The organism is Colwellia psychrerythraea, from assembly GCF_000764225.1.
Taxonomy (GTDB): domain Bacteria; phylum Pseudomonadota; class Gammaproteobacteria; order Enterobacterales; family Alteromonadaceae; genus Colwellia; species Colwellia psychrerythraea_D.
The window spans coordinates 574,542-589,902 of sequence record NZ_JQED01000005.1; the positions used below are offsets into that span (position 1 = coordinate 574,542).

Genomic DNA, 15,361 nt, shown 5'->3' on the forward strand with positions numbered 1-15,361 from the left:
CATTAACGTCCTTTACCAAACAACACAATCTCAACCGTGCGAATTAAGATTAATATGTCTAAAAGAAAGCTACGGTGCTTAATATAATACAAATCATATTTCAGTTTTTCTAAAGAATCAGCCTCTGTGGCGCCGTAAGGATATTTTAATTGCGCCCAACCCGTTAAACCCGGTTTAACATTATGACGTTCGTTATAATAAGGGACGTTTTTAATTAGGCTTTGCACAAATTGAGGGCGTTCGGGTCTTGGTCCAACAAAGCCCATATTGCCATGCAATACATTCCAAATTTGTGGTAGTTCATCAATTCGATATTTCCGTAAAAACTGGCCAACTTTTGTAATACGGTTATCATTTTCACTGGCCATTTGGGCGCCGTGCTTTTCTGCATCTAAATGCATACTACGAAATTTAATAATATTAAACGGTTCACCGTCTAACCCCACTCGCTCTTGCTTATAAAAAACTGGCGCATTAAAACCTTCTGTGATTTTCATGCATAACATAGTAATAAGCATCACGGGCCAAGTAAGCAATAATAAAACCAATGCCATTCCTGCGTTAAAGATCCAATCTAAGGTATTTCGTAAGTAATTATTAGAAGCAAAGCCATTTGAATAAATTACCCAGCTAGGGTAAATAAGGTTAACGGCGATTTGCCCAGTTTCCCGCTCAATGAAATCCAATATATCTATTATTTCAATACCGCGGATTTTGCAAGCAAATAACTCATCTACTGGTAAGTTATTTCTACGCTCGTCATTAGCGACAACTATCTCATCAATATCGTGCGCTAAAGTGTACTCAACTAATGATTCAGATAGATTTATTTTTGTTTCGCGCTGGATCCCATCAGGAGAGTCACCTTTCATAATAACAAAGCCATGCACGGAAAAATCTTGCCTATCGACATCACGTCTCATACGCCTTTCGATTATTGAAGCTCGTTGGCCAGAGCCTAAAACCAAAATATTACGTTTACCAAAACCAAAGAAGTCTATTTTAAAAGTAAAATAACGAGAAGTACTGACAAGAAAAACACTGAGTGAAGAAGCTATCGCTAATAGTTCTATTGGTAAATGATATGGCCCATAAAGAGGGTTAATAATGGTTGTTGCACAAAAGCCCACTGATACGCACATCAACATGCGTCGAAAAATCCCTCGAAAACTCTCTCGTAGTTTTGAGTTGTATAATCCCAGCGCTAAAGCACTTAATTGATTAAGCAACGCAAAGATGACTGCATAGAAAATTAAATAACTATCAGACACCACGATAAAATCAACAATTTGATATTCTCCGTTCAAATGAACAGCCAACAATAAAGCAGCAACAAATAAAATTTGCTCTATAATAATTAAAGATTTAGTACCTGTTGATAAATCACGAAATTTCGAACTAGACATAGCCGACTAGGTTCCCTTTAATTAAGAAATGCTAAATAACAAGTTTCTATTGACAAAACAGCTCCCATTCTAACAAAAAATACATTAAAGTTAACGGTTAATTTACACATGTTAATTATTATTGCTAAAAGACAATAAAATACCATACAATCACAAATAGTATTCAAATCAAATAGTATTCAAAAAGGTGTAAATTATGGATAATCGCTTTGCCAGCACAATAAAAGTTGGGTTGCTTTTACTAGTAACTTTTCTTTCAGGCTGTAGCTCACACAATACGTTACCTAGTGCAACTTTGCATCCTTCTAATACAGAAAATATAAACAGCTATAAATATTTAATTGGCTCTGGTGATGTACTTAATATTTTTGTTTGGCGCAATCCTGAAGTTTCAGGCTCATTTGTCGTGCGTCCAGATGGCATGATTACCACGTCATTAGTAGAAGATATCAAAGTCTCTGGTAAAACACCTACTGAATTAGCCCGTTCCATCGAAGAAATATTAGCAACGTATCTGCGTGATCCCATTGTAACGGTCACAGTTGAAAATTTTGTTGGACCTTTTAGTGAACAAGTTCGTGTTATTGGTGAGGCCGCACAACCTAGAGCAATTAATTATACTCAGCATATGACCTTACTCGATGTTATGATTCAAGTTGGTGGTTTAACTGAGTTTGCTGATGGTAACAATGCGGTATTAATACGTATTGAAAGTGGCAAACAAAAACAGTACCAAGTAATGATAGACCAGTTGCTTAAAGATGGAGAAATCAGTGCTAATGTTGATATGTTACCGGGCGATATTATTATAATTCCTGAAGCTTGGTTCTAACTTTCCATAGACTTAATACATCAAAATTTAGCGCAAAATTAAAGGGTAGTAATGCAAGATATATTTGAAGAGATGATTGATTATCTCAAAGGAATCTGGTTAAAACGTCGTTATATAATTATAGCAACTTGGCTTATTTGCCCTATTGGTTGGTATTTCGTTGCTTCTATGCCCAATGTGTATCAATCCGAAGCAAGAGTTTATGTTGATACTCAATCTTTATTACGCCCCTTACTGAAAGGATTAACCGTTGAAACCAATCCGAATACACAAATTCGTCTTATGGTAAAAACCTTGTTAAGCCGTCCTAATTTAGAACGTATCTCTCGAATGACAGACTTAGATGTTCAGGCTAGCAATAATACTCAATATGAAGCAATAATTAAAAACTTAAAAGATAACATAAAAATATCAGGGGTTGGTCGAGAAAACATTTATACCTTAAGTATTGAAGACAAAGACCCCGAAATGGCAAAAAACATTGTTCGCTCGGCATTAACGGTTTTCATTGAAAATACTTTGGGCGAAACTCGAAGTGACTCAGATAGCGCACAAAAATTCTTAAATGCTCAAATCAAAGATTATGAAAACCGCCTTTCAAATAGTGAAGCCAGATTGACAAGTTTCAAGCAAAAATATAGTGGCATTTTGCCAGATCAATCAGGTGGTTATTATGTAAAACTCAACGGCAATAAAGAGAAATTAAAAGCAATTGAACTAGAGCTATTAGAGAACAAAACTCGACTCGACTCTGCTAAAAAACAACTTGCTCAATCAATCATTACTGACTCAAACAGCGATAATAAAATCCAGAGTGAAAGTTCAATACGAACCACTTATGATGATCGTATAAATGAATTAGAAGTTCAGCTGGACGGTTTAAAACTGCGCTATACTGACAAACACCCAGACGTGATTGAAGTTAGTCGAAATTTAGATCATCTAAACAAGTTACGTAGTAATGAGATTGAAAAATACCTTGCACAAAATGATCAGAACACAGGCAGTTTAAAACGTTTAAGCGCAAATCCTGTTATTCAAGAAGTACAAATTCAAGTTAATCAACTAGAAAACTTGATTGCCTCACTCAATGTTAGAGCTGAGAATTACCGTCAACGTATTATCGAACTTGAAAATAGAGTGCATACTTTACCTGAAATAGAGGCTGAGTTGATTGCATTAAACCGTGGGTATGACATCACTAAAACTAAATATGAAGAGCTATTATCACGTAAAGAAACAGCGCAGCTAGCTCAACAAGCTGACGAAACGACTGATAAAATTCAATTTCGTGTCATTGACCCACCACGTAAAGCAACTAAACCATCAGGGCCAAAGCGTTATGTTTTATTTGGTGGAGTCACTCTTTTTGCCTTTGCTGTAGGCATTGGTATGTCATTATTAATGAGTCAATTAACACCAGTTGCAACCTCTACCGCTCAGTTAACTAAAATTACTGGCGTCCCCATTTTTGGTGTTATCTCTGCCAATGAAAATTTAGGCTTACATAAATGGCATCAGAAAAAAACATTAATTTTTATAGGTTCTAACCTGCTATTACTCTGCTTATTACTGTTATTTATTAGTTATTTTTTGTTTCCTAACATTATTCAAGCACCATTAAAAAGGATCTTTTAGGCATGAGTACCATTGAAAAAGCTTTAGCTAAACAAAAATTAGCTCAGCATGAAAAACTCGAGAATCCAACAGAATATCAAGCTAAAGCTGATAATAATATTCAGGATATAAGTAGTACTTCTGCGCATAAAAAAGTAAATATTAATAAAGATAAAATTATATTAAATGGTGACAGGTTAAATGAGCGTGGTTTTATTTACAGCCCTGATAGTGCTCATCATATTCAAGAAGAATTTCGTCATCTCAAGCGAAAATTACTGAACAATGCTTTTGGTTTAGCCTCTAAGACACTGCATAACAGTAACTTAATTATGGTAACCAGTTCTCATTCTAATGAAGGAAAGACTTATGTTGCTATTAACTTGGCTTTAAGTATCGCCCTTGAACAAAATAAAACTGTACTCTTAATAGATGCGGATGTATTGCGACCTAGTTTACATAGGGAGTTAGAGTTTGAGAGTAAAAAAGGCTTACTTGAATACCTACTTGCGGAAGTACCATCACTATCCGATATTATTTACAGTACTAATATTGATAATTTAAAGTTGGTTCCCGCTGGTAAACCCCATCATTTGACCAATGAGTTACTGGCTAGTGAACGTATGGAGAGCTTAGCTAAAGAACTAGCTGAGCGCTACCCAGACAGAATTGTTATTTTTGATTGCCCACCAATTATTGGTGTAACAGAAACACCGCTGTTATCTGATCTTGTTGGCCAGGCACTTGTTGTTGTCGAAGAGTCAAAAACTAAAACAGATGATGTTAAAACAGCGGTAAGTCAGCTAAATAGTGAAATTGCTTTAGGCTTGGTAATGAATAAGACCATTAGATCTAAAAAGGATGTTTATGGCTATTATGGATATGGCTATGGCAGAAAAAATCAGTAAACCTCAACTTAAGTTGCATTTTTTTGCCATCATGAGTTTATTTATTTCGGTCAGCTCTTTTGCAGGTGAATGGCAATTTAATCCTAGTTTAGGACTTACCGAAACATTCACCAATAATGTTGAATTAGATCGACTAAATAAACAATCAAGTTTAGTGAGTCAATTCATTATTGGTGCTGATGCGACTTATAACTCAAGAAAATTGCTGTTTTCATTTGCTGGTACTGAAACCCTTGCAGCCTATAGCCACGATAGTGAACTTAATGATGATTATCAAACGTTATACGCTGATACTTCCTATGCTCTTTGGCAAGACAAGTTAAAAGTCATTGCCAGCTCATCAATTACTAACGTCAGTCAAAATGAAACTGATAATAGTTTAGCTGACTTAGTCAGTGGTGATACTCTTCAACAACGTAACCATTCTGCCGGTTTACAATTTAACACCGCCAACAGTGATTATTCTCTATTCTCTTCCCTCATTTATAACATAGTTGAAACGGAAGATAATATAGGGGAAAGCAAAGGTCACACAGCGCTGATAAATAGTGTAAATGGCAATGCGGCTCGTTATGTTTTTTGGCAGATAGATGGTTCTTTTTCTAATAGAGAAAATAACGGATTTACCAGTGAAAATTATCAATTAGAAACCAAAATTGGTGCTATAACCCCCTATAAAATTAATCCTTTTATTCGAATATATAATGAAAGAGTAACGGGTACCTCGGCTGGCAGTAATCCTGATGCAATCCCTTCGTGGGGACCCGGTTTTCGCTATCAAGCAGCTAAGCATTTAATTATTGATGTATCATATAACTATATTAGAGACGATTCTCAAGCGAGTGATGACTATATTGCTGCTGATGTAGACTGGCAACCCTCTTCACGCACATCACTAAAGGCGGGATATTCTAAGCGTTTTTTTGGTGACTCTTATGAGTTAGACTTTTCTCATCGAACTCGGCGACTAACCAATAACATTTCTTATCACGAAACCATTGAAGTTTTTGATCGTAATAACTTTCAGCAAGTAAATAATAATATTTGGTGTCCTGTTACTGCAAGCGGTATTGATGATTGTTTACCGTTAGGTGAAACACCTAGTGATACTACTGGCTTTACAAGCGTACCTGTAAACTCGCTTGAACCTGTTGAGGATAACGAGTTTTCTTTGAACAAGCGCTTAGCTTGGACATCGTCGTTAGCCCTAGCACGCACTACCTTTACCTTTGATATTTCTAACCGAGAGAGAGAAAGCTTAAGTTCAGGTATTATTGATAATTATTTCGATGGTCGCTTTACCATTACACGGCGAATGAGTGCTAGAAGTGATTTTTCTATCTATGCTAACTACAGCAAAAATGTTTTTGATAAAAGCAATCCTGAAGGGGCTAGGCAAGAAGATATCTATAAAACACTATCCACCACATACAATAGAAGTCTCGCATCATCACTTAATGCTTTTTTAACGCTGCGATATCTTGATAGACAATCCAATATAGAGCGCTACAATTACACAGAAGCACGTGTTTCCATTAATTTAACAAAAGATTTCTAACATGTATGAAAGTTATTATGGTTTTAGTGAACGACCTTTTCAATTAAGTCCTGATCCCCGTTTTTTCTTTGCAACTAATCATCATCAACGTGCTTTATCATATTTGCAATATGGCTTAGACCAAGGTGAAGGTTTTATAGTTATTACTGGGCCTATCGGTACAGGCAAAACCACAATAGCTCGTAACTTATTGGCAAATATTGCTGATGAAAATATTGTTGCCGCGCAATTAGTTACGACAAAGTTAGCACCTGAAGAGTTACTCGATCTCGTTGCTGCTGAGTTTAAAATAACAGTTACGGGTAGCAGCAAGGCAGATGTCCTGCAAAGTATTGAAAAGTTCTTAATAAATTTAAATAAACAAGGTAAGCGTGCTTTATTGTTGGTCGATGAAGCTCAAAACCTCCCTGTTGAAACCGTAGAAGAACTGCGAATGCTGTCAAACTTCCAGCTAGACAGTAAACCGCTTATTCAAAGTTTTCTATTAGGCCAAGAAGAATTAAAAACAATTATTTCTGCCCCCGACATGGAGCAGTTTAGACAGCGTATTATAGCCTCTGCTCACTTAAAACCACTTAATGCTGAAGAAGTTAAAAACTATATTAATCATAGATTAGCGCAAGCTAATTGTAATAAAGAAGCATTATTTTCAGATGAAGCATTTCAGCTTATCTTTGAAAAAACACTGGGCGTGCCGAGAAAAATAAATATCTTTGTTGATCGTTTATTATTATTTGGTTTTCTTGAAGAGTTAACTAACATTGACTGCAATGCCATCAATGAAGTTGCCAAGGAAATGTCTGTTGAACTTACCGGGTCTTTAAGTAGCAATGCCCTTGAAGATATTAATACCTCTCAACCATTAGTTATAAACTCAACAGAACATGTTGAAAATATTAAAAATGTTCTACGTGAAGTGGAAGAAATATTAGAAAGCTCAATTCAACAGAAGGTTAAAATGACGCGCTATGTTGATAAACTTTTAAAGCAAAAAAATCGTGAATTTGCTGAGTTACAAAGTAAAACTGCTGAGAGTGATTAATACCCATCTCATTAAATTATTGCCCACTTGTGCTGGTTAACATAGCCCAAGGCTGCGTTGCTCTCAATCGAGCGCCTTGATTTATTTTTCCTTCGCACCACAAGATAACAAGCTTAATGGGACGGGTATCACTACCAGTAGTTTTATAGTGATACCCATCGTATTAAACGTTAATCCCAATCCTATACTTTTCAATCAAAGAATAAAGCGTCGGTCTAGTAATACCTAATAACTCCGACGTTTTTGACATATTCCCATCGGTAAGTGCATAGGCTTTTTGAATAGCTATCGTTTCTGCTTGTTCCCGCACAGTACGTAAATTTAGTGACAGTTCATACTCAGCATTTTCTTTATCGAAAAACCCCAAATCAAAAGCCGTTACTTGAGTGCTGGTGCTCATAATAACAGACGATTTCACTTTATTTTGTAACTCTCTAATGTTTCCAGGCCATTTATGGTTTCGTAAACCATATAAAGCATCATCAGCAAATGATTTTGCACTTCGTTTATATTCAGCAGCATATTGCTGTAAAAAGAAATTAGCTAAAATGAGTACGTCTTCATCACGATCACGCAAGGGTGGTATATTTAAAGTAATTTCAGTAATACGATAAAAAAGATCCTCACGGAAGGATTTTTCTGAAACCATCACTTCTAGGTTTTGGTTTGTTGCACAGATGACACGGACATCAACAGGTATCTCTTTTCTCCCACCTAAGCGCTCTATGACCTTTTCTTGTAAAAATCGTAATAATTTCGCTTGTAAGTGATAAGGCATATCACCAATTTCATCTAAAAATAAGGTGCCACCTTGTGCACACTCTATTTTACCTAAAGTAGTCTTATGTGCGCCTGTAAAAGCACCTTTTTCAAAGCCAAATAACTCACTTTCCAGCAAGTTTTCAGGAATGGAGGCACAGTTAATTGCGATAAAAGGTGCATCACTACGATCACTCACTTTATGAATAGCTTTAGCAGTGACTTCTTTGCCAGTTCCGCTTTCACCAAGGAGTAACGCAGTAATCTCTGTAGGGGCGATACGTTGCACCATAAGGCGCAACCTATCAATGCTTTCACTACTGCCTATAATACCCGTATCACAGCCTACAATAGACTTCATGCTGCGGTTATCTGTTTCTAATGTCGCTAAACTAAAAGCACGAGACACTATGACGTTGATAACATCGGCATCGACTGGTTTTTGGTAAAAGTCATAAGCACCCATTTCGATTGCTTTTAACGCATGAGTTCTGTCATCGTTACCGGTAATAACAATGACTTTAGTATGAGGAGAAATTTCCAATATTTCTTTTAATGCCGCTAAACCTTCACTAGCATTAGCGGCATCAGGCGGTAGGCCTAAGTCTAATGTGACCACTTTAGGTTCGTGACGACGTACAGCCGCAATAGCACTCTCTCGAGTATCAGCGAGCACGACTTCATAGTCAGCTAAACTCCACTTAAGTTGTTTTTGTATACCTAAATCATCATCAACAATTAATAACTTTTCCATAACAAAGCCATATCCTTTCTTTTTATTCTTCTCTAATCATTATTATCACAAGGAATTACCAGTGTAAAAATACTACCTTCATTTTCAAAGCTAGTCACTTGCATGGTACCACCTATACTTTCAACAAACTGCTTAGCTTCGTATACGCCAATACCCATGCCCGCATTTCCTTTGGTAGTATCAAAAGGTTTAAACAAGCGGTCTTTGATAAAGTTCATCGACATACCACAACCATTATCAACAATAGCTATATGTAAATTGTCGCTTATCTTTTCCGCACTTATTTTAACCCAGCCACTTTCATTTGTCGCTTCTTGCGCGTTCTGTAATAAGTGATTTAATACAGAGAAAAGTGTTTCTTCATCAATTGAAATCATGCTATCAATAGCTAATTGTGCGCTAATATGCGGTAGTTGTATATTGCGCTGTTCAACGACCCGCTGTATGAGCACCTGTACATCTGTACTTTTTTTTGTTGACTCAACCACTTGCTTATTTCGTAACTGTGTTAAGACTTTATCAAGTCGTGCCGTTGCTGAATCTATAGTGTCAAAAACATCATCAATAAATGCCGGATTGTCACGGTGTCTTTTAGCATTACTATTGATTAACGCCAGCTGCGCTTGAATATTTTTTAAATCATGAACTAAAAAAGCGGACATGCGATTAAAAGCATCAAACTGTTTAGACTCAGCCAAACTCTCATTGGCTTCGTTCAGTGATAAGTAATTACTAAGTTGTTTAGAAATGGAAAAAAGTAAATCCCTATCTTCCCAGTTCAATAGCCCTTGCTCTTCAGGGAGAGCTAACAAGAAAAAGCCATAAACAGATTTATTCATGAATATGGGGATAATTATATCAATATTTTTTTGCTGACATGCTCTGGCATCTAACACTAGACCAGGATAGCTTTCCTCAACCATAGCTAATTCTCTGATATCAATGATCCAACCATGTTGTTGGCAAAACTGATCTACCGCAACTAAAAAATGGAGTTCATTTTGCTCTAGTTGAAAATTTTGCTGATAAAGAGGTTGGTACTGACTCGGTGTGAGCTTTTTGATTAACGCACCTTGATGAATATTTAACGATGAACAAATGATATGAGTCGCAGTGTGATAGCAATCATTATTTTCACCAATTTCGAGTTGTTCAATTGATTTGAGCCATTCAACACGATAATCATATTTATTAGCGAAGAAGTGTTTAGTGATAAAAACCTTAACTTCTCTACGTAAGCTCTCAGTTATTAATAAAGCGGCTAAAACACTGCCTCCTAAAATAATAAATGCGATGCTTATCACATCGCCCCAAGCACCGCCAAAATAATTAATAGCATAACCAGCGATAGCCAACAAAAGTAAATATAAGCCAGAAATAAGCAACATAGAGCTATAAAAAACGACTTCTCGCGAAACAAAAACATCGACTGACCAATCTTTAATTCGCCGAGTACTGACTAATATTAATGGCATACCTATAGCAGCAATAAACCCACGTGCATACCAGTAAGAGAAGTCTAACTGGTTAACCAAAGCCGCTTGGGCAAAAAGCACAAAATCAAAAACAGTCATCATGCCTAAGGCGATAATTAATGACCAAATAGCCCATTTAACTTTAACATCAGCATTTCGGTATAACTGTTCCAGTAATACTAGTAACCAAAGGTTAAGTAATAAAAATAATGAGAATAGGAACTTCACGCTATCAGGCAATAATAAAGCAGCTCCCCAACACAACACGGATAAACTACTAAATATTTGTAAGTACTTTTTAACTTTGGGGTGTGAAATAAGTTCTTTCACCGTTGTAATATTTGCTTGTGTGCAAATAATCAGAATTGACCAAACTGCTAGCTTAAAAGTCTCTATCGCCATAACTATAAGCAATGAAAATTCTTTTTTAGGCTGTAATGCAGCAGCGAGAGAGGAAGAAAAAACTAAAAAGGCAGCGAGTAAGACTAAACTCCCCGCTAGGGTTTTATTACGTGCAGCTAAAAGTAATAATATAAATACTGCATAAGCACAGGATGCTAAAAAATAACCTGAGGTGCCAATTACTTCCATTTATCTCAACCCTACTATAGTTGCCACATAAACTAGTCACTCCATTTTGTCCCTACAAAGCAGACACTGTATATCCGTCGGCAAACTTAAAAGTGATTAATCGCTTAGTGATAATTAAAATTATTATATAGTAATTCATCATGATGTCTTGGTTTTATTGGCCTGCTTTGACCATAAAACCACTTAATCAGGTTTTTTTCCTGTTGTTTTCCCCGTAAAGAGTTCTGTTAAAATTGGTACCAATAAGAAACTTGAAAGCGCAGAGATGCATAAACCAGAAATAAGTACCACACCAAGAGGCTGCCATAAACTACCGCCGTATAACGTCAATGGAATTAATCCACCAATGGTCGTTAGCGTGGTTAACAATATAGGGGTAAACCGTACGGTACTCGCGCGCAGTATCGCCGAACGCTTGTCAAAGCCTAAGCGCAAATTAACATTGGTACTATCAATCAAAATAATGGCATTATTTACCACAATACCAAACAAACTGATCAAGCCAACAAAGGCCATCATAGAAAATGATAATCCCGTTAAATACAACCCTATAATTGAGCCTGCCATAGCAAAGGGTATGGAACTAAAAATAATCATTGGCTGTAAAATAGATTTAAACTGCAACACCAATACGGCAAAGATCCCCATCGCCGTAATCAGCATCACTTGCGTAAGGCCAGCAAAAGCCTTCTGTCGAGATTCTTCTTCACCACCTAAGGTAAAATGCATGCCTGCGGGTAAATCATACTGCTCAAGATAACTTACCAATTGCTCGGTAATTTCACCAACAGAGAACCCCGTTTCAACATCAGCAGATACTTTAGCCATGCGTAACTTCTGATAATGAAAAAAGTCACTGCCCCCCTTTTGAAGCTCCATGGTAGCAAGCTGCTCTAGCGGAATTGACACACCGCGATTATTGCTAATTTCAATCGCAGACAAACTCTCAATATTAGGGTGCTTTTGGAGAATCAAAATCGGGTAATCTTCGCCATTAATATCATTAAATTGACCAATAGTCGTTCCAGACAACAGAGTACTAATGGTTTTGTCTAACCGCTCAACACTCACTCCACTTAATGCCGCTTGCTGGTAGTCAATGGTCAGTGCTAACTCAGTATTTGCCATGCCGATAGGATTGTCGATATTGACAACACCTGATAATTCTCGCATTTTTGCTGACAGATCATTAGCCACTTGCTCTAAATCAGTTAGCGACTCACTCAATAACCTAATGGCAATAACCTGATCAGTTACCGGTCCTTGAGTAAACTCTTTAACGGTAATTTCCGCCTGTTGCCAACTTTTAAAATCATCACGTAAACGTTTTACTAACGAGGTGACTTCATCCGCTTGGTAATCTTTTAATACCAGTAACGCTTGCCCTAAACGAATCATGCCGCGTTTTGGCACTTCATTATAATAAATACGTGGATTGGAATTACCAATATTTAACGCCACTTTATCAACCAACTCATACTGCTTAACATGCCGTCGTACTTGCTGGAGTACCTCGTCGGTATACGCTAAAGATGAATTAGCTGGCGTAGTTACATTAATTAATAACATCGGCTTTTCGGCTTTGGGAAATAAACTTACGCCAACTTGCCCAAACAATGAAAACATTGCCACCAACATCAGTAAACTCACGACAATAACACCAGCTTTATAACGCATTAAAACCGTTAAAGTATTGCTATAAGTCTGTTCAGCAAACTTATTAGCGTAATGTTGTAAGGTATTAAATTTAACCTTTTCAGGTTTAGCACCTTTCTCGATAACAACCAGTAATTTACTGGCTAAAAGTGGCGTTAATGTCAATGCGACTAATAATGAGGCAAATAAGACTAACACCACAGTAACTGGCATTGAGCGAATAAAGTCACCAGTGCTGCTCTGAATCATCAGCATGGGCAAGAAGGCTAACATCGTGGTGATAGTACCACTGGCAATAGCCCAGGCAACTTTACTGGTGCCTGATGCCGCAGCTTCCTTTATATCGGTACCAAGCTTACTTTCTCGATGAACACTCTCAGTGACCACAATGGCGTTATCAACTAATAAACCTAGCGCAATAATTAAACCCACGATCGACATTTGCTGCAAACCATAACCACTAAAATCAAGCCAACCAATCGCCATTAAGAATGAAATAGGAATAGCAAGGATCACCACTAAAGCTTCTCTAATGCCTAAAAACAACAAAGCCATCAACCCAACTATGACTAAACCCTGCGTTAAATTATCAAAAAAACCATTAACACGTACATTGACACTATCGGCTTGTTGAAATAGCTTAGCCAATTTAACCCCACTGGGTAAACTCTGTTCAAATTCCTCAATTTCTTGATTTATTTGATCAGTTAATACAAATATATTAGTTTTTTCGCGCTGCTCTATTGTGATAAATATCGCAGGAGTATCATCAAAATAAGCTAAATAGCTCGGCTCGGCATCAGTAAAGCTAATCGTTGCAATATCTTTAACGGTTAACACACCGTTCGCACTGGCCATGTTGCTGTTACTAATAACAGTATTTTCAATCTCTACTAACTGCGTGAAGTTTCCACTGGCTTTAACATTAAAACGCCGTGTGCTGGCATCTACAAAACCAGGGGTGATATTTAATGCTCGACCTTGCAGTACTTGAGTAATGTCAGTAAGTGCTAGACCATAGTGTTTTAATAACGGTAGCTTGATATCTATCGCAACAATTTGCCGTGGATATCCCCAAATACTTGCCTTACGGACACTGGCTATCGTTTCAAGCCGTTTTTCCAATAACTTGGCATGCAATTCCATTGTTTTATAGTTAGTAGGCTCAGACCACAAAGCCAACTGCATAATAGCAACGCTGCTTGGGGTTGCTTTTAAAACCAGTAATTCAGCGACGCCTGCGGGTAACCTTGGTCTTACGGTTGATACTGCCTGCTTTACTTTATTAAACGCAGTTTCACCATCTGTACCGTAAAGAAAATCGATGGTAATTCTAACCGCGCCATTATGAATTTTTGCTTCAATTTTCTTAATATTTTCAATATCAGATATTTCTTGTTCAAGTGGATCAACAACTAAGGTTTCAATATCACTGGGTGAAGCGCCCGGATAAACCACTTCAATTAAGGTGACCGGTAAGTCAAACTGAGGGTCTTCTGAGCGAGGCATATGTAAATAAGACACCACACCGACTAAAACCAACAACAAAAATATCGTTAAAGTAAACTGTGCATTGTCTATCGCTAATCGAGGGAGTTTCATTAGTTATTTCCCTTTACCGATTTTCATTAAACGGCTTACCGTTAATTAACGCTAGGTGTTGCCAGCCTTGAGTGACTATAGTTAAAGGACGTGAGTTATCTTGGGCAGTCAAATAAATGTATTCATTAGTAAGCCCTTTAATAGAAAAGGCTTGTTGGTGATAATTATCAGAAACAGTAGAGCTGGTATCTAATACCATCACTAACGCCCTACCTTGATCATCAACACTGTTAAGGGCTTCCAGCGGTAATCGATAATTAAACTCATCAGTGATAACATCAACTGATACACGCGCTAACTGCCCAACAACAACTTGATTCACAGTTAAGCCGTCTAATAATATTTCAATAGTAAAGAGATGACTTTGTTGATCTGCAATAGCAGGAATTTTACTTATCGTGCCACTAACTAAACCCAATTGCGATAAATTAACCTCAATTTTTTGCTGCAGATTTACTAGATTGACTTCTTCAGCAGTTAACGCAACACGCACCACTAAATTATGGTCACTCGCCGCTAGTTGTAATGCAGTTTTATTGGGGCTTTGCAGCTCTCCTAACTCAGTATGTCGAGCAAGTACTACTCCATCAAAGGGTGCTATTAACTGCGCTTTAGTGAGGTTATATTGGGCTATTTTATGGCGGGCACGCGTCGTTTCAACTGAGGTTATCGCATCGTCTAATGCTTGTTCTGAGCTTAGGTTTTTACTAAGCAGCGTATTAATACGTTTAATTTCACGTTTTGCTTGTAATAAGCGTGCATAACTGGAATTTTTTTCTGCGGTAAGCTCTTCATTATCAAGCTGTGCCAATAACTGCCCTCTGGTAAAGCTCTCACCTTCATCAACATTAAGTTCTTCAAGATAGCCACTACTTTTAAAAGATAAATTTAATGTTCTCTTAAACATTAACTTACCCGTACGGTTAATTTTTTTAACAACAGGTTCAGCTTTAATCCTTTTAGTTTCAAGTTGTTGCGCATAAATAGGCACACTCGATAACAAACTAGTAAAGCATAGAAAAGAAAGTAATCTAAAAAGACGAGGTTTCATTTTAAGAGTTTAGCCGAAAATTTATTAAAAGATTCATAACTTTAGGCAGTTTTGATAGTAAAGTACATATTTATTAATAATAAGATAAACATACGTTTTTCAGATCAAGT

The 15,361-nt window shown here is 37.0% G+C and carries 10 protein-coding genes; 5 read left to right on the forward strand and 5 right to left on the reverse strand.

Translation table 11 applies throughout. From position 1 onward, the window contains the following. Positions 1–2: 2 nt before the first annotated feature. Positions 3–1,406 carry a TIGR03013 family XrtA/PEP-CTERM system glycosyltransferase gene (locus ND2E_RS16775; RefSeq protein ID WP_033092628.1) on the reverse strand — a complete coding sequence of 468 codons (1,404 nt, stop codon included), beginning with the start codon at positions 1,404–1,406 and terminating at the stop codon, positions 3–5. Positions 1,407–1,602: 196 nt separating this feature from the next. On the opposite strand from ND2E_RS16775, the gene ND2E_RS16770 reads away from it, so the two are divergent. Genes ND2E_RS16770 through ND2E_RS16750 form a run of 5 tightly spaced genes read left to right on the forward strand, consistent with a single transcriptional unit; the run spans position 1,603 to position 7,363 of the window. After that, a complete protein-coding gene (locus tag ND2E_RS16770) occupies positions 1,603–2,238 on the forward strand; it encodes an XrtA/PEP-CTERM system exopolysaccharide export protein (RefSeq protein ID WP_033092629.1) in 636 nt (211 codons plus the stop codon). A 51-nt stretch (positions 2,239–2,289) separates the two neighbouring features. Beyond that, entirely contained in the window at positions 2,290–3,876 is a 1,587-nt protein-coding gene (locus tag ND2E_RS16765) for an XrtA system polysaccharide chain length determinant (RefSeq protein WP_033092630.1), read from the forward strand. 2 nt (positions 3,877–3,878) lie between these two features. Next, positions 3,879–4,763 (forward strand): XrtA-associated tyrosine autokinase, encoded by an 885-nt coding sequence (locus ND2E_RS16760; protein WP_033092631.1) that lies wholly within the window; start codon positions 3,879–3,881, stop codon positions 4,761–4,763. Continuing rightward, positions 4,723–6,321 (forward strand): TIGR03016 family PEP-CTERM system-associated outer membrane protein, encoded by a 1,599-nt coding sequence (locus tag ND2E_RS16755; protein WP_033092632.1) that lies wholly within the window; start codon positions 4,723–4,725, stop codon positions 6,319–6,321. The genes ND2E_RS16760 and ND2E_RS16755 overlap by 41 nt, the downstream gene beginning before the upstream one ends. A 1-nt stretch (position 6,322) precedes the next feature. Beyond that, complete coding sequence (locus ND2E_RS16750; protein WP_033092633.1) at positions 6,323–7,363, forward strand: XrtA/PEP-CTERM system-associated ATPase; 1,041 nt, start codon at positions 6,323–6,325, stop codon at positions 7,361–7,363. Between the two features lie 163 nt (positions 7,364–7,526). On the opposite strand, the gene prsR is transcribed toward ND2E_RS16750, so the two are convergent. From prsR to ND2E_RS16730, 4 genes are all read right to left on the reverse strand, one after another. Further along, the gene (prsR, locus tag ND2E_RS16745) at positions 7,527–8,876 is read right to left on the reverse strand and encodes a PEP-CTERM-box response regulator transcription factor (protein ID WP_033092634.1); all 1,350 of its coding nucleotides are present in this window, start codon (positions 8,874–8,876) and stop codon (positions 7,527–7,529) included. 32 nt (positions 8,877–8,908) lie between these two features. Continuing rightward, positions 8,909–10,942, reverse strand: coding sequence for an XrtA/PEP-CTERM system histidine kinase PrsK (gene prsK / locus ND2E_RS16740; protein WP_033092635.1), 2,034 nt, complete (start codon positions 10,940–10,942; stop codon positions 8,909–8,911). A gap of 183 nt (positions 10,943–11,125) precedes the next feature. Then, positions 11,126–14,200 carry an efflux RND transporter permease subunit gene (locus tag ND2E_RS16735; RefSeq protein ID WP_033092636.1) on the reverse strand — a complete coding sequence of 1,025 codons (3,075 nt, stop codon included), beginning with the start codon at positions 14,198–14,200 and terminating at the stop codon, positions 11,126–11,128. A 13-nt stretch (positions 14,201–14,213) separates the two neighbouring features. Then, a complete protein-coding gene (locus ND2E_RS16730; RefSeq protein ID WP_033092637.1) occupies positions 14,214–15,251 on the reverse strand; it encodes an efflux RND transporter periplasmic adaptor subunit in 1,038 nt (345 codons plus the stop codon). Positions 15,252–15,361 lie beyond the last annotated feature (110 nt).